Below are 15,763 nucleotides of genomic sequence, written 5' to 3'. Positions count from 1 at the left end.
GCCCCCGCGCATCCCGGGATGCGCGGGAAGCCGCAAGGCCACGCCGAAGCCGGCGTGGCCGTCTATCGGCTCAGCGTTCGATCCACAGGTTGGTCCAGTCGCCTTCGACGCCGAGCGCGTAGGGCTTGTAGTTCTTGACGGCCTCGCTGCGGTAGCGCGGGTTCTTGTTGGCGATCAGCGGCACGACGGGCGCATCCGCCATCACCAGTTCATCGACCTCGGCCCAGAGCTTCGCGGTCTCCTCGGGCGTCGTGGCGTTGATCGCCTGCCCGGCGATCTCGTTGGCCTTCGGGTTGTTGTAGTCCGTGTAATTGTAGGTCTGGTGCGTGCCGTCGAAGGTGAATTGCGGCTGGAAGACGGAGCGTGCGGCGCCGCCCACCCAGTCCGGCGTCCAGCCCACGGGCGCGATATCCCAGGTGCCTTCCTTCGTGTTGACCGGGTTGGTCATGAACTTGGAATAGTAGTCGGCGGCGGTCACCGGCGTCATTTCCAGCGTGATGCCCGCGCGCGCAAGGCTCGCCTGAAGCGTGGCGGCGGTCGCGACTTCCAGGTCCTTGTTGCGATAGGGCATCTTCAGCGTGATGCCGTCCGGGAAGCCCGCCTCGGCCAGGAGCGCCTTGGCCTTTTCCGGGTTGCCCTTGGCGTCCGGCGAGGGATAGAGATCGAACTTGTGGTAGCCGAGGACGCCGATGCCGAAGATGCCGTTGGCGGGCTCGGCGACGGTCGAGCCGCCCCATTGCTGCACGATGGCCGCCTTGTCGACGGCATATTCCAGCGCCTGGCGCACGCGAAGATCTTTCAGCGCCCCCTTGTTGTTGTCCGAGACGGTGTTGATGAAGAGGAAGTTCGTGTTGCCCGAGGACATCGCCGTCAGCTTCTCGTCGCCCGTGGCGGCAAGCGTCGCGAGGATCGCGGTCGGCACGTTGATGTCATAGGCAAGGTCGCCGTCGCCCGATTGGAGCTGCTGCATGATGGCGTCGGCCTGCAGGCCCATCGTGATGTCGATCTCATCGACATAGGCCTTGCGCAGCGGGTCGCTCTCCGGCTTCCAGGCCGGGTTGCGCACGAGCTTCAGGCTGGTGTCGGGCGTATATTCGCCGATCGTATAGGGGCCGCTGCCGATGAAGTTGGCGCGGAAATCCGGGCTGTCGGGCACGTAGTCCAGCGTCTCCAGCGCGACGGGTGCGGGCATCGGCAGGGACAGCATGTAGACGAAGTCGCCGGCCCGCTCCTTCAGCTTGAAGACCACCGTCCTGTCGTCCGGCGTCTCGATGCCGGTAACGTCATTGCCCTCCATATAGGCCTTCATCGCCGCCGGCGTCGGCTCGACCTTGGCAAAACCGTCGCAGAATTCCGAAAGGCCGGAGATCAGCGCCGTGAAATAGGTGAGCGTCGAGGCCTGCATATGCGGGTTGCACAGGCGCTTGAAGCCGCGCTCCACATCGGCCGAGGTGATCTGGCGCGCGCCGGAGGGCGCATTCCACATCGCCCCGTCGCGCAGCGTGAACGTATAGGTGAGGCCGCCATCGGTCGGCTGCGGAACCTCGGTCGCAAGGTCCCCCACCGGCTTGATCGCCACGTCCGGATCGGTCGAGGCCTCGTAGCTGACGAGCTGGCGGGAAATCGCACGCATGAGGTTGTTGGTCGGCACCATGCCGGCGAGCGTCGGGTCCATGTGGTCGGGCTCGCCCGTCGCCAGGATACGCAGCACGCCGCCGGTCTGCGGCTCCTCCTGCGCCAGCGCGCCGCCGGCCTGCATCAGGCCGATCACCGCGGCCGTCGCCATCAGGAACTTCCAGTTCGTCTCCATGCGCATGGGCTCCTCCCTTGAGCTTCATCCTCACATGCGAAAGTCATTACTCAAAAATTGAACCATTGCAAAAGAAATTGAGGCGCAGTAGAAAAATTTTCGCAGATGCCGGATCGGGAGGCAAGGCGGGTCGCGGCGCGCGCCGAAAACCCCGGGCCTTGCGCCGTCCGGTACATCGACATCGCGGATCGCTTGGCCCATATTCCGGCCATCTCCAATCTGCGGAACAGGTTCGGTAATGTCGCAAGAGGCAGGAGCGAGGAAGAAGGGCGTGGCAGACAGCGTCGCGGAGGAACCCCTCGGCAAGAAGATCCGCAAGCGCCGGCGCGCCATCGACATGACGCTCCAGCAGGTCTCGGAGCGCGTCGGGCCGTCCATCGGCTTCCTCTCGCAGATCGAGCGCGGCGCCTCGACGCCCTCGCTCGCCTCGCTCTGCAACATCGCCGAGGCGCTGGGCACCAGCGTCGACGCCTTCGTCAAGGCGCCGCCGCGCGCCACGGGCGCCGTCTCGCGGCAGGGCGAGCGGGAGGCCTTCAGCCTCGGCGACGCCCGCCGGACCTACGAACTGCTCGGCGCCGGCTTCGCCGATGCCAAGCTGCACCCCACCCTCGTACGCCGCCCACCGGGCCATGTCTCGGAAATCATGCACAACGAGGGCGAGGACTTCGTCTATATCATCGAGGGTTGCATCCTGCTGGAGGTGGGCGGCGAGCGCCATATCCTCAACAAGGGCGATTCCATGCATTTCCAGTCCCATTTGCCGCACCGCTCCGCAACGCTCGGCAACGAGACGACACTGGAACTGTGGGTGCGCACGCAGCCGCTCTTTTCCTGAGCGCGGCCGGCGGCAAGGCATGGAGGACGGCGGCGATGGAGATCAAGTGGCTGGAGGATTTCGTGACGCTTGCCGACACATCCAGCTTCTCGCGGGCGGCGGAATTGCGCAACGTCACGCAGTCCGCCTTCAGCCGCCGCATCAAGCAGCTTGAAGGCTGGCTCGGCGCGACGCTGATCAGCCGCGCGACCATGCCGGCCGAACTGACGCCGGCGGGGCGCTCCTTCCTGCCGGTCGCCCAGGAAGCGATCCGCACCTTCTATGCCGCGCGCGAGGCGCTGCGCCCGTCGCACGAGCCGGGCCTCGTCCGCTTTGCCGCGCTCCATACGCTGACGGTGACCTTCTTCCCACAATGGCTGAAGGCGCTGGAAACAGCGGGCGGCGCCTTCAGCACCTCCCTTCTGCCCGACCGCGGCGGGATCGAAGCCAATCTCGACGCGCTTATCGGCGACGAGGCGGATTTCTTCCTTACCTACGCCCACCCCGAAGTGCCGTTCCATCTCGACCGCGGCCGGTTTGCCTCGCTGACGGTCGCCCATGACCGGCTGATCCCGCTCGCCGCGCCGCGCCTTGCGGTCGCCGGCAGCGAGCAGAAGGGACTGAACCTCATCGACCGCGCCGTTGCGCAGCCGCGCCTTGCCGTCCCCTATCTCAGTTACGGGTTCAATTCGTTCTTCGGCGTCGCGCTCTCGCGCCTCTTCCTGCGCCGCCCGCCCTTCCGGCGGCGCACGACGCACGAGAACACGATCAGCGCCGGGCTGATGACCATGGCCGTCACCGGCGCGGGCGTCTGCTGGCTGCCGGAAAGCCTTGCGCGCGACGAGATGGAAGCGGGCCGGCTCGTTCCCGCCTCGGCGGACGAGGGCTGGAACCTCGACCTCGAAATCCGCCTCTATCGACACGCCGGCAGCCGAAGCGGCAGGGTCGAGGACCTCTGGCGCACCGCCGGGCGGGTGCTGGAGGCTTCCGCGGTCAGACCTTGAGGAAGACCAGCGCCCGGAGGATTTCGGCGAAATCGGCATGCGCGAAGGCGACGGCGCGGGGGCCGTGCGCATAGGCGCCCGGATACCAGCCGGCCCGATAGGCGTCCGTCGGGTTGTTGAACTCGATGACGACTTCGTAGCGCTCGGCGCGGGCGGGCAGCGCCGCGGCGAAATCGCCCGAGAGCGCGGCGGCGACCCCTTCGCGGATCAGGCGGCGCGACCAGGCCGGCGAGAGGGAGGTGGAGGCGCGGCCCGCGCCCTCCAGCGTCTCGACCGTGGCAAGGCCCGGCACCATCGCGCGCGCCTCGGCGCACATCTGCGCATCGCCGGCGAGGAAGACGGACGGCACGCCGTAGCCGGCCGCGCAGAGCGCGTTCACCGTGAATTCCGAGGCGACCTCGCCGTTGAGGATAAGGCGCGAGATACGCAGGTTCGAGGTATGGGCGAGCGGGTTCGCCTCGCTGCCCGCCTTCGAATGGTAGCCGGTATAGATCGCCGCGGCGAAGCCGGCATCGAGGCCGAACATCATGGCATCGGGATGGCCCGACCAGCCGCGGACGATCCGCACATAGTCCGGCAGCCGGTCGAGGATGAGGTTGCGGCCGCTGTCATGGGCGTCCTTGATCACCACTTCGCTCGCCCCGGCGGCGCGCGCGCCCTCGCAGGCGGCGACGACTTCCGCCGTCATCAGCGCGCGGAACTCGGCCCAGTCGGCATGGGTGCGCTCGGCCTCGTCCCAATGGGCGATGCCTGCGGTGCCTTCGATATCGGCGGAGATGAAGACTTTCATGGGACGGAGTTCTCCTTGAGCCAGTCGGCAAGTGCGGGATAGAGGCGGCCGTTGCGGCCGGGCGTGGCCGGCGCCGCGCAGAGCGCGTTGAGGACGGCTTCCTGCGTCGTCTCGGCAGCGGCGCGGAAGGCAAGGTCGATATGGTCGTCCGAAAGGCGCTGCTGCATGGTCACGGGCGACGAAGGCGCATGCTCGACCGGATCGGCCGTGGTGAAGCAGAGGACGACATCGCCGCTGCCGTTGCCCCAGAAGGCGCCGAGCCGGGCAAGGCCCGCGCCGCCGCGCCGTGCGACGCGCTGCAATTGCCGGTCGCCGAGCGGCAGGTCGGTTGCCATGACGACGATCACCGATCCGCGCTCGGGGCTTGCCGGCGCGCGCGGTTCGGGACGCCGCCCGTCCGGCAGGACGAGATCGCCCACCGCGCCGAAATTGGCGAGCACCAGCGTGCCAAGCGTGAAATCGCGCCTGGCGATACGCAGCGTCCGCGAGGCCGTGCCGATCCCCGCCTTGAAGCCGAAGGCCGTCATGCCCGAGCCTGCGCCGACGGCGCCCTGCTCGACCGGCCCGGTGCGGGCGGCATCCAGCGCCGCCCCGGCATCGGCGGGAGTGACGGCCAGCGCCTGGATATCGTTGATGGCGCCGTCGTTGCATTCGAAGACGAGCGGATTGACGGTCGAGGTCTTGCGGCCGATCGCCGGATTGGCGGCGATGGCGCGGCGGATGAGGGCCTCGGTGCAGGCCGAAACGGCGAAGGTGTTGGTGAGCAGGATCGGCGTCTCGATGGTGCCGAGCTCGGCGACCTGCATGAGGCCGGCCGACTTGCCGAAGCCGTTGATGACCTCGACGGCCGCCCGCGGCTTGACGCGGAAGAGGTCGCCCGGATGGGGAACCACCGCCGTCACGCCGGTGAAGACGCCCTCGCCGCGCAGCGAGCGATGGCCGACCGCAACGCCCGGCACGTCGGTGATCGCGTTTTCCGCGCCCGGTTCGAGCCGCCCCTTCGGGATCAGCCCCCATTGCCGTGCCGTCTGCATGTCGCCCCTCTTCCGCTCCTGCCCTTTTAGGCCGGAACGCCGGCCGCTTCCAGATAGAGGGCCTGGAGTTTGCGCGTCATCGGTCCCGGCCGCCCGTCGCCGACCGCCTGGTCGCCGATACGCACCACCGGCGTGACGAGGCTGGAGGCCGATGTCTGGAACGCCTCGGCCGCCTCCCGCGCCTCCTTCGGCGTGAAGGCGCGTTCCTCGATCCGCAGGCCGTGCCGCTCGCAGAGCCGCGCGAGGGCGCGCTGCGTGCAGCCCGGCAGGGTCGCCTCAGACGCGGCGCGGGTGAGGATGCGGCCGTCATGGGTGACGATGTGGGCGGTGGACGAGGCCCCTTCCGTCACCACGCCGTCCTCCACCAGCCAGACGTCGGCAAAGCCGCGCCCGCGCGCCGCCTGCTTGGCCATCACCTGGCCGAGCAGCATCGTCGTCTTGATGTCACGCCGGTGCCAGCGCGGATCGGGCTGGAGATCGACCGCGATGCCCTCGGCCTGCGCCTTCGTGCCGGTCAGGGTCTTTGCCTGCGTGAAGCCGATCAACTTCGGCTCCATCGCCCCGGGATAGAAGAAATCCCGGTCCGCCTCGCCGCGCGAGACCTGGAGATAGACGACGCCGTCCGAAAGTGCGTTGCGGCCGATCAGCCCGGCCTGCACCGCCTCGATATCGGCACGCGACAGGGAAAGCCGGATATCCAGCTCGCCGAGCGAGCGTTCGAGGCGGGCCAGATGCAGGTCGTTGTCGATCATGCGCCCGGCGATCACCGCCGTCACCTCGTAGACGGCATCGCCGAACAGGAAGCCGCGGTCGAAAAGCCCGATCCGCGCCTCTTCCTCCGGGACGAACTGCCCGTGGACGTAAACGATCCTGCCCATATGGTCCTCTTCACGCCTCGCTTGCCGTGCGTCGGACATTGGCGGGACTTACCGCCGCATGCCAATTCAATTTGGACAAAAGCCCATGCAGAAATGGACTGATATAAGCATTTTCAATATGTTATCGAAAAGAAAGCGAAGGCGGGCCGACGCCACGTCTTGTTTTTGCCGCCTCGCCGGGCATGATGGGCAAGGCGCTTCGCGCGATCCGCCCTTGAGGCCATGCCCTCCGGCACAGAAGTGAAAGAGACGACGATGGATGTGATTTTTTCTCCCGAACTCACTGTTTGCGGGATCGAGGAGCTTGGCGGCCACAGCACTCGCAACGTGACCCATGTCCTCTCGCTGATCGACCCGGAACGTGCCGAGCTGGAAGCGTTCGGCGCCTACGGGACCCATCATCGCACCGTCCTGCGCTTCCATGACATCATCGACGCTCTGCCCGGCCGCACCATGCCGACGCCGCATCATGTTGAGTCGATCCTGCGCTTCGGCGAGGAATTCTCCACGCGGCAGGACGCCGATGCGGCCGGCCACATCCTCGTCCATTGCCATATGGGCGTGTCGCGCTCGACGGCCGCGATGCTGACGCTGATGGCGCAGGCAAACCCCGGCGAGGCCGCCGACAGCCTCTTCGAGCGGCTGGTGACGATCCGCCCGCAGGCCTGGCCGAATTCGCAGATGGTCGGCTTCGCCGATACGCTGCTCGGCCGCAGGGGCGACCTCACCGCCGCGCTCGCCCGCCACTACGGCCGACAGGTCAAGGCCCGCCCGCAATTCGTTGAGTGGATGACGGAACTCGGCCGCGAGGCGGAACTGCGCATGGCGGTCTGAGGCCCATCGGCCTCGATCTGTGAACGCACCGTTCTCCGGGAGCGGCTTTTCAAGCCGGGGGCGATCCACCATGTTTGGCCCAACACTCCCTCCAACGGACGCATAGCGTCGAGGCTGACACCATGAAGAAAATCGGTTTCCTCTCCTTCGGGCACTGGACACCCTCCCCCCAATCCGGAACCCGCTCGGCCGGCGACACGCTTCTCCAGTCGATCGACCTTGCCGTGGCGGCCGAAGAGCTCGGCGCGGACGGCGCCTATTTCCGGGTGCATCACTTCGCCCGCCAGCTCGCCTCTCCCTTCCCGCTGCTGGCCGCCGTCGGCGCGCGCACGAAGACGATCGAGATCGGCACCGCTGTCATCGACATGCGCTACGAGAACCCGCTCTACATGGCCGAGGACGCCGGCGCGGCCGACCTCATCTCCGAAGGCCGCCTCCAGCTCGGCATCAGCCGCGGCTCGCCCGAGCAGGTGATCGACGGCTGGCGCTACTTCGGCTACCAGCCGCAGGAGGGCATGAGCGATGCCGACATGGGCCGCCGCCATGCCGAAGTGTTTCTCGACGTCTTGAAGGGCGAAGGCTTCGCCGAGCCGAACCCGCGGCCGATGTTCCCCAACCCGCCCGGCCTCCTGCGCCTCGAGCCGCATTCGCAAGGGCTTCGCGAGCGCATCTGGTGGGGCGCAGGCTCCAACGCCACCGCCGAATGGGCCGCAAAGCTCGGCATGAACCTGCAGAGCTCGACCCTCAAGGACGACGAGACGGGCGAGCCCTTCCATGTCCAGCAGGCAGCACAGATCCGCGCCTATCGCGAGGCCTGGAAGGAAGCGGGCCACAGCCGCACGCCGCGGGTGTCCGTGAGCCGCAGCATCTTCGCCCTCGTCGACGACCGCGACCGGGCCTATTTCGGCCGCGGCGGCAAGGAGCAGGATTCGATCGGCTTCATCGACGACAAGACCCGCGCGATCTTCGGGCGGTCCTATGCCGACGAGCCGGACAAGCTGATCGACCAGCTTGCCGCCGACGAGGCGATCCGCGAGGCCGACACGCTGCTCCTGACCGTGCCGAACCAGCTCGGCGTCGAATACAACGCCCATGTCATCGAGGCGATCCTGAAGCACGTCGCGCCGGCCCTCGGCTGGCGCTGACGAAAACGCCGCGGAAGCCATTCCGCGGCGTTTCCTTTTCGGGCAGGGCATTTCCGGCCTGGCGGCAAGCGCGCGACAGAACACACTTTTCCCACCTTCGGCACAAACTCCGCCGGGCTTCAGGCTCGGACAAGCTCACCCCTGTATCGAGCAATCTGCCGAACCCGTGGATTTTTGTTCTTTCGTTTTCCTATTTCAGGACTTTGCCCATGACGTCGATCGTTTCCTCCCTCAGCATCAGCCAGATCAAGCTGCTCTCGGCGGCCGCCATCAAGGACTGGACGACGGAGGACGTGGCATCGCTTTCCACCGGCCAGATCAATGCCTTTTCCTCCTCGCAGATCGCTGCGCTGGAAACGGAGGACATCGGCATCCTCAATTCCGGGCAGATCGGCGCGATCACGCAGGGCGCCATCATCGGCCTGTCGCTGGAGCAGATCGGCGCGCTCGACAAATATGCCATCGAAAGCCTGACGACCAACCAGGTCTCGAGCCTCACAACAGGTCAGGTGAAAGGGCTTTCCTCCGACCAGGCGGAGGCCCTGACGGCCGCGCAGGTCAAGGCCCTCAGCGCCGCCCAGCTTGCCGCGCTCGATCCCGAAGACCTTGCCGCCTTCTCCACCGAGGACATGGCGGCGATCAGCTACAAGGCCGTGCAGGGCCTGAGCCCGGCCGTCCTTGCCGGCCTTTCCACCGCGCAGATCAGCGCGCTGGCACCGCTGACCGTCGCCGGCCTCAGCCGCACGCAGGCGGATGCCCTCACATCGGACCAGATCGCGGCACTCACGACCGCGCAGGTCGCCCTTCTCACGTCGTCGCAGATCGGCGCCCTCAGCGCCGCCGCCATCTCCGCCTTCTCCGAAGCGCAGATCGCGGCCCTCAGCACCAGCGCGATCACCGGCTTCTCCTCCACGCAGATGACGGCGCTCGGCACGTCGCAGGTGGAGGCGCTGACGCCCCTGCAGGTCGCGGCCCTCAACGCCCAGCAGATCGCCGCCCTCGGCACCCAGGGCCTTGCCACCTTCTCGCTTGCGGATATCGCCGCGATCTCCTCGCGGGCCGTCTCCGGCCTCAAGGCCGACATGATCGGCTCGCTGTCCGAAGACCAGATCGCCGCCCTGTCGCTGAAGACGGTCGAAGGCCTCACCGCCGCGCAGGTCGCAGCCCTTTCGCCCGAACAGGTCGATTCCCTGACGCCCGCGCAGATCGGCTCGATGAGCGCGGCGCAGATCAGCGCCCTCAGCATCGAGGCCATCAAGGGGCTCTCGAACGCAAGCATCGCCGCCATCGCGCCCAAGGCCGTGCGGGGGCTCACCCCCGCGCAGATCGCCGTGCTGACGCCCGAGCAGGTCCAGGCGATGACGCCGACCCAGGTGAACGCGTTCGACGCGCGGCAGATCGCGGCCTTCAGCCCGGAGAACCTGTCCTCCTTCTCCGTCGGCCAGATCGCCATGATCAACGCCAACGCGGTGCGGGGCCTGACCGCGGCGCAGATCGGTGCGCTGGACCTTTCGCAGCTCGATGCCTTCTCGCCCACGCAGGTCAAGTCCTTCACCGCTGCGCAGACCAGCGCCATCAATTCCGAGACCATCGCGGCCTTCTCGCCGGCCGACATCGCCGCCTTCTCGGCAAATGCGCTGTCCGGCCTCGGCACCGGCGCCATCGCCAACCTTACGACTGCGCAGGTCGCCGCGCTGAACGTGAAGTCCATCAGCGGCCTTTCGACCGCACAGGTCAGCCAGTTCGACGTCGAGCAGGCGGCCGCGCTCGGCCCGAGCCAGATCAGGGCGATGACGGCGGGGCAGATCGGTGCCCTCAGCCCGGCCTCCTTCGAGGGCTTTTCCAGCACCGATATCGCGGCCATCCAGAACAGTGCCATCGCCGCCCTCGGCACCGACGTGATCACCGCCCTCAGCACCGGGCAGATCGCCGCGCTGACATCCGGCCAGATCACCGCCCTCAAGTCCGCGCACATCGCCGCCCTCGGCATCGACCAGGTCGAGGCCTTCACGCCGGCGCAGGTTCGATATCTGAATGCCGCGCAGATCGCCGCCATGGCGCCGGAAGCGTTCACGACCTTCTCCAGCGCCGATATCGCCGCGCTGTCGAGCCGGGCCATTTCGGGCATCCGCACCGAGGCCATCGCGGGCCTTACCGGCAATCAGCTCGCCGCCTTCAGCCTTGCCGGCCTTGCGGGCTTCACGCCGATCCAGATGTATACCATCGGCTCCAACCTGATCGGCAATCTTTCCACCGCGCAGGTCGGGGCCCTCAGCGCCGCGCAGGTCGCCGGCCTCAACACGGCGGCGCTCGCCGCGCTCTCCGCGCAGCAGATCGCCGCCCTTTCGAGCAAGGGCATGTCGGGCCTGCCGACATACGCCATCGCGGCCCTTACCACGGAACAGATCTCGCTTCTCGGTTCGAACGCCATCGCGGGCCTCACCACGGTCCAGCTCGACGCCCTGACCCCCGCGCAGATCGAGGCCTTCAACCCGGACCAGATCCGCGGCATGAGCTCCAGCCAGATCATGGCGCTCGGTCCCGACGGCATCGCCACCTTCTCCACCGACGACATCGCCGCGATCAACTCGAAATCCATCCCGGGCCTCGACAGGGAAAGCCTTGCCGGGCTTTCGGCAAGCCAGATCGCGGCCTTCACCACGGCGCAGATCGGCAACCTGACGCTGACGCAGCTTGCCGGGCTCGACACCGCTTTCGTCGCCTCGCTCACCACCGCGCAGATCACCGCCATCGGCGCCAACCTGATCGGCGGGCTGACGGCCGACCAGATCGGCGCCCTCACCACGACCCAGGTCGCCTCGCTTTCCACCGCGCAGGTCAAGGCCCTCACCGCGACGCAGCTTTCCGCCCTCACCTCGGCCGATCTTGCGGTCCTTTCCACCACGGCCGTCGCGGCGATCTCCAACAAGGCCATCGCGGGGCTGGATCCGGCCGCCCTCGCCGGCCTTTCCACCGCACAGATCGCCGCCGTCAACCGCAACACGCTCGCCGGGATGACGGCCGAGCAGATCGAGGCGCTGTCGACGAGCCAGCTTGCCGCATTCTCGACGAGCCAGATCAGCGGCCTCACCTCCGTGCAGACCGCGGTCCTCACCACCCAGGACATGCAGGCGCTTTCCAACGCGCAGATCGCGGCCCTCAGCAATCGCGCCGTCACGGGTCTCGATCCCGACGTCTTCACATCGCTCACCTCCGAACAGATCGGCGCGCTCACCACCAGCGCCTTCTCAGGCCTCACGACAGGCCAGATCGAGGCGCTGAGCTCCACGCAGGTCGGCGAGCTCTCCACCGCGCAGATCGCGGCCCTGACGGCCGCGCAGGCCGCCGCACTCGAGCATGACGTCACCGTGCTCAGCTCGGCCCAGCTCGCGGCGCTGCGCGCGTCGGCCATCGCCGGGCTCTCCACCGGCCAGATCGCCGCCCTGCAGACCGACCAGGTCGCGGCACTGACGACCGGACAGATCGCCGCCCTCACCTCCGGCCAGATCGCAGCGCTCACCACCGGCGACATCGCGGCGCTCTCCACGACGCAGATGGCCGCGCTCAGCGCCGCCGGCATCGCCGGCCTCACCTCCGGCCAGATCGCCACCCTCGACAGCAGCCAGATCAGGGCGCTCCGCAGCAACCAGATCGCCGCCCTCACCTCCTCGCAGGTTCCCGCCTTCGGCACCGACCAGATCGGCATGCTGACGACGATGCAGATCGCCGCCTTCAACGCGGGCAGCATCACCGGCTTCACCTCGCAGCAGATCGCGGCGATGAGCACCGCGCAGGCCGAGGCGCTGACGGCCGTCCAGGTCGGCTCGCTCACGTCCAGGCAGATCGCCGAGCTCGGCACCGACGACATCGCCGCCTTCTCCACGAAGGATATCTCGATGATCAGCGCGGATGCGATTGCCGGCCTCTCGCCGGCGACGATCGCCTCGCTCTCGACCGCGCAGATCGCCGCCATCAGCGCGTCCGCCATCGCCGCGATGACCACGCAACAGCTCGTGGCGCTTACCACCACGCAGGCCCAGGCCCTCAACCGCACGCAGATCGCCGCCTTCAGTTCCACGCAGCTCGCCGCCCTCGGCGCCGACGATGTCGCGACCTTCTCCACCCAGGAGATCGCCGCCATCGGCGCGGGCGCGATCGCCGGCCTTTCGACGGACACCATAGCCGCGCTCTCGACGGCACAGATCGCCGCCATCAGCACCGCGGGCATCCCCGGCCTCACCACCGGCCAGATCGCCGCCCTTTCCACCGCGCAGGCCGAGGCGCTGACCTCCGACCAGACCCGCGCGCTCAGCTCCACGCAGCTTGCCGCCTTCTCCATCGAGGAGATCGCCACCTTCTCGACCCGCGATATCGCCGCCATCGGCTCGGATGCCATCGCGGGGCTTTCGAGCGAAGCCATCGCCTCCCTTTCGACCGCGCAGATCGCCGCCCTCAGCACGGGCGCCATCACCGGCCTCACCTCCCGGCAGATCGTCGCGCTCACCAGCGAGCAGCTCGATTCGCTGACGCCCACGCAGGTGGCCGCGCTCGGCGCGCGCCAGATCGCCAATCTCGGCACCGAATACATCGCATCCCTGACGCCGTCCCAGGTCGCCGCGCTCTCCAACGCGGCCATCGCCGGCCTTTCGACCGACCAGATCGCAGCCCTTTCCACCGCACAGGCCGAAGCGCTGACCCCCACGCAGGTCGCCGCGCTCAATTCGCGGCAGATCGCAGCCCTCGGCAAGGACGACATCGACACCTTCTCCACGGCCGACATGGCGGCGATCAGCTCGGGCGCCATGTCGGGCCTTTCGACCGACGTGCTCGCCTCGTTGACGACGGAGCAGATCGCCTCCCTCGGACCGACCGGCCTTGCCGGCATGACGAGCGCCCAGATCGACGTGCTCTCCAGCGCGCAGATCGCGGGCCTGACGACGGCGCAGATAGCGGCTCTCGGCTCAAAACAGGTGGCCGCGCTCGGCACGGACGGCATCGCCGCGCTTTCGTCGACGAAGATCGCGGCCCTCGGGTCGGCGGGCATCGTCGGCCTGACGACGGATCAGATCGCGGCCCTTTCCACCGCGCAGGCCGAGGCGCTGACCACCACGCAGGTCGCCGCGCTGACCTCGGCGCAGGTCGCCGCCCTCGGCACCGGAAGCCTTCAGGCCTTCTCGCCCGCCGACATCGCCGCCATCGATTCGCGGGCGGTCGGCGGCCTCACGACGGCGGCCGTGGCAAGCCTCAGCCACGCGCAGGTCGCCGCGCTTGCCGTCGCGGGCCTCACCAGCGCGCAGATCGACGCTCTTGGCAGCGGCCAGCTCGAAGCCCTGACGAGCAGCCAGATGGCGGCGCTCGGCTCCGTTCAGATCGGCGCGCTCGACGCGAACGACCTTGCCGCCCTTTCCACCGCACAGATCGCAGCGATCGGCACCGACGGCATCGCCGCCCTTTCCACCGGCCAGATCGCCGCCCTTTCCAGCGAGCAGGCCGAGGCGCTGACGGCAGCGCAGGTCGGCGCGCTCACCTCGCAGCAGCTCGCAGCCTTCAGCTCCGCCGAGATCGCCCTGTTCTCCACCGCCGACATGGCGGCGATCGGCTCGCGATCCATCGTCGGCCTTTCGACCGCCACGCTCGCCGGCCTCTCCACGGGCCAGATCGCCGCGCTCGGCACGGGCGGCATTTCCGGCCTCTCCACCAGCCAGATCGCCGCGCTCAGCGCCGATCAGATCGAGGCGCTGACGGCAACGCAGATCGGCGCGCTCACCTCCCAGCAGGTCAGTGCGCTCGATGCCGACGACATCGCGCTCTTCACGACCGCCGAGATCGCGGCGATCAGCTCCTCGGCCATGGCGGGCCTGTCGTCGGCGATCCTTTCCGGCTTCACGCCGGAGCAGATCGAGGCGCTCAGCCCCGCCGGCGTCGGCGGCATGACGACGGGCCAGATCGCGGCTCTTTCCACCGCGCAGGTCGCTGCGCTCTCGACGAGCCAGGTCGCGGCTCTCACCTCCCGTCAGGTGGCCGCGCTCGGCGTGGCGGATATCGCGGCCCTGACGGCAAAGCAGATCGCGGCCCTCAGCCCGGGCGGCCTTGCCGGCCTTACCGGCCTGCAGGCGTCCGGCCTCACCCTCGCACAGGCCGATGCACTCTCGACGAGCCAGATCGCGGCGCTTAGCGCCGCCGCGCTCGGCGGACTTTCCAGCCAGGCGCTCGATACCCTGACGCCCGCCAAGCTCGCCGCCATCGGCGGCGCGGCGATCAAGGGCCTCCCGCCCGCCTATCTCGCGACGCTCTCGGAAGCCGAGATCGCCGCGCTCGGCACCGGGCAGATCGCCGGCCTCAGCAGCGCGCAGGTCGCCGCCCTCAGCACCGACCAGGTGGAAGCGCTTTCGCTGGCCCAGATCGGGGCGCTCACCCAGCCGGGCGTTGCCGGCCTGACGACGGCACAGATGCAGACCATCTCGACGGAAGAACTGGCGGCATTCGGCATCGGGGCGATCCGGGGCCTGCCGACGGCCGTCATGGGATCGCTGTCGACGGAGAGCATCGCCGCCCTTTCGACCAGCCAGATCGCCGCCCTCACCTATGGCCAGATGGGCGCCCTGAGTTCCAGCCAGGTCAGCGCCCTCTCGGTCGAGCAGGTCGGCGCGCTGACCGCCACGCAGGCGGCCGCGCTCGGCTCCGACGACCTCAACGCCCTTTCCGTCGACCAGATCCTGGCGCTGGGGTCGGAGGCGATATCGGGCCTGCATACGGCGGCCCTCGCCGGCCTCACGGTCGAGCAGGCGGGCGCCTTCACCCCGGGCCAGCTCGCCTCGATGACCTCCTCGCAGATCGCCGCCCTGCCGCAGGCCTCCGGCGTCTCGGCCTTCAGCGTGTCGAGCACCGGCGACATCGCCGCGCCCGCGGCGGACGAGGTCCAGACGGAAAGCGACCCGCAATCCGACGTCGCGGCGATCATCTCGTCCTATCTGGAAATCTGAGCCGGTATCCGCCGGCTCAGGCCTCGAAGGACTTCAGGATAGGGCACGGCCCCGTCCTGCCCACCGCGCATTCCGAGACGAGCGTCTGCAGCGAGGTCCTTGCCTGCTGCAGGGCCTCCATGCGCGCGTCGAGCTCGGCAAGGCGCTTTGCCGCCATCTCCCGCACCGTCGCCCGGTCCTCGCCGGAATCGAGATCGAGCAGGCGCCGGATCTCCTCCAGCGTGAAGCCCGCCGCCTGCGCCTGGCGGATGAAGCGCAGGCGCGCGACGTCTGCGGAGCCGTAGCGGCGGATGCCGTCGATGCGCCGCGGCGTCGAAAGCAGGCCCCGGCGCTGGTAGAAACGCACCGTCTCGACGCCGACATCCGCGGCCGCGGCGAATTTTCCGATCGTCAGGTCTTCGAGGTGTTGACTCCGTACCATGGTACGGAACTTATGGTCTTGCCAACGATTTCACAAGACAGGAGACGTGA

10 protein-coding genes are annotated in these 15,763 nt (G+C 68.4%); 5 read left to right on the top strand and 5 right to left on the bottom strand.

Annotated elements, in window-relative coordinates; all coding sequences use genetic code 11:
* Positions 1-70 precede the first annotated feature (70 nt).
* A complete protein-coding gene (locus HNQ66_RS02925) occupies positions 71-1,816 on the bottom strand; it encodes an ABC transporter substrate-binding protein (protein WP_246434153.1) in 1,746 nt (581 codons plus the stop codon).
* Between the two features lie 265 nt (positions 1,817-2,081).
* Between HNQ66_RS02925 and HNQ66_RS02920 the strand changes: the two genes are divergently transcribed.
* The gene (locus HNQ66_RS02920) at positions 2,082-2,645 is read left to right on the top strand and encodes a cupin domain-containing protein (RefSeq protein ID WP_184140670.1); all 564 of its coding nucleotides are present in this window, start codon (positions 2,082-2,084) and stop codon (positions 2,643-2,645) included.
* A gap of 35 nt (positions 2,646-2,680) precedes the next feature.
* The gene (locus HNQ66_RS02915) at positions 2,681-3,628 is read left to right on the top strand and encodes a LysR family transcriptional regulator (protein WP_184140668.1); all 948 of its coding nucleotides are present in this window, start codon (positions 2,681-2,683) and stop codon (positions 3,626-3,628) included.
* Here HNQ66_RS02915 and HNQ66_RS02910 read toward each other — a convergent pair.
* Genes HNQ66_RS02910 through HNQ66_RS02900 form a run of 3 tightly spaced genes read right to left on the bottom strand, consistent with a single transcriptional unit; the run spans position 3,618 to position 6,330 of the window.
* Entirely contained in the window at positions 3,618-4,418 is an 801-nt protein-coding gene (locus HNQ66_RS02910) for a M55 family metallopeptidase (protein ID WP_184140666.1), read from the bottom strand. The two genes, HNQ66_RS02915 and HNQ66_RS02910, sit on opposite strands and share 11 nt — an antisense overlap.
* Positions 4,415-5,452 carry a DmpA family aminopeptidase gene (locus tag HNQ66_RS02905; RefSeq protein ID WP_184140664.1) on the bottom strand — a complete coding sequence of 346 codons (1,038 nt, stop codon included), beginning with the start codon at positions 5,450-5,452 and terminating at the stop codon, positions 4,415-4,417. The genes HNQ66_RS02910 and HNQ66_RS02905 overlap by 4 nt, the downstream gene beginning before the upstream one ends.
* A gap of 26 nt (positions 5,453-5,478) precedes the next feature.
* Positions 5,479-6,330 (bottom strand): D-amino-acid transaminase, encoded by an 852-nt coding sequence (locus HNQ66_RS02900; RefSeq protein WP_184140662.1) that lies wholly within the window; start codon positions 6,328-6,330, stop codon positions 5,479-5,481.
* Between the two features lie 255 nt (positions 6,331-6,585).
* Here HNQ66_RS02900 and HNQ66_RS02895 point away from each other — a divergent pair, with 255 nt between their 5' ends.
* From HNQ66_RS02895 to HNQ66_RS02885, 3 genes are all read left to right on the top strand, one after another.
* Positions 6,586-7,164, top strand: a complete 579-nt coding sequence (locus HNQ66_RS02895; protein ID WP_184140660.1) for a tyrosine phosphatase family protein — start codon at positions 6,586-6,588, stop codon at positions 7,162-7,164.
* Between the two features lie 122 nt (positions 7,165-7,286).
* Positions 7,287-8,309: an LLM class flavin-dependent oxidoreductase gene (locus tag HNQ66_RS02890; protein ID WP_184140658.1), complete on the top strand. Its 1,023-nt coding sequence runs from the start codon at positions 7,287-7,289 to the stop codon at positions 8,307-8,309.
* A gap of 209 nt (positions 8,310-8,518) precedes the next feature.
* Positions 8,519-15,292 (top strand): beta strand repeat-containing protein, encoded by a 6,774-nt coding sequence (locus HNQ66_RS02885; protein WP_184140656.1) that lies wholly within the window; start codon positions 8,519-8,521, stop codon positions 15,290-15,292.
* Between the two features lie 16 nt (positions 15,293-15,308).
* On the opposite strand, the gene HNQ66_RS02880 is transcribed toward HNQ66_RS02885, so the two are convergent.
* Positions 15,309-15,713, bottom strand: coding sequence for a MerR family transcriptional regulator (locus HNQ66_RS02880; RefSeq protein WP_184140655.1), 405 nt, complete (start codon positions 15,711-15,713; stop codon positions 15,309-15,311).
* Positions 15,714-15,763: the final 50 nt, after the last annotated feature.

Source organism: Shinella fusca (genome assembly GCF_014203155.1).
GTDB lineage: Bacteria > Pseudomonadota > Alphaproteobacteria > Rhizobiales > Rhizobiaceae > Shinella > Shinella fusca.
This window is presented reverse-complemented; position numbering and strand designations above follow the sequence as displayed.

Bases quoted from the DNA above. Each gene is read 5' to 3' on its own strand.
- HNQ66_RS02925 (WP_246434153.1), bottom strand. From the start codon at position 1,816: ATGCGCATGGAGACGAACTGGAAGTTCCTGATGGCGACGGCCGCGGTG.
- HNQ66_RS02915 (WP_184140668.1), top strand. From the start codon at position 2,681: ATGGAGATCAAGTGGCTGGAGGATTTCGTGACGCTTGCCGACACATCC.
- HNQ66_RS02910 (WP_184140666.1), bottom strand. From the start codon at position 4,418: ATGAAAGTCTTCATCTCCGCCGATATCGAAGGCACCGCAGGCATCGCC.
- HNQ66_RS02905 (WP_184140664.1), bottom strand. From the start codon at position 5,452: ATGCAGACGGCACGGCAATGGGGGCTGATCCCGAAGGGGCGGCTCGAA.
- HNQ66_RS02900 (WP_184140662.1), bottom strand. From the start codon at position 6,330: ATGGGCAGGATCGTTTACGTCCACGGGCAGTTCGTCCCGGAGGAAGAG.
- HNQ66_RS02895 (WP_184140660.1), top strand. From the start codon at position 6,586: ATGGATGTGATTTTTTCTCCCGAACTCACTGTTTGCGGGATCGAGGAG.
- HNQ66_RS02890 (WP_184140658.1), top strand. From the start codon at position 7,287: ATGAAGAAAATCGGTTTCCTCTCCTTCGGGCACTGGACACCCTCCCCC.
- HNQ66_RS02885 (WP_184140656.1), top strand. From the start codon at position 8,519: ATGACGTCGATCGTTTCCTCCCTCAGCATCAGCCAGATCAAGCTGCTC.
- HNQ66_RS02880 (WP_184140655.1), bottom strand. From the start codon at position 15,713: ATGGTACGGAGTCAACACCTCGAAGACCTGACGATCGGAAAATTCGCC.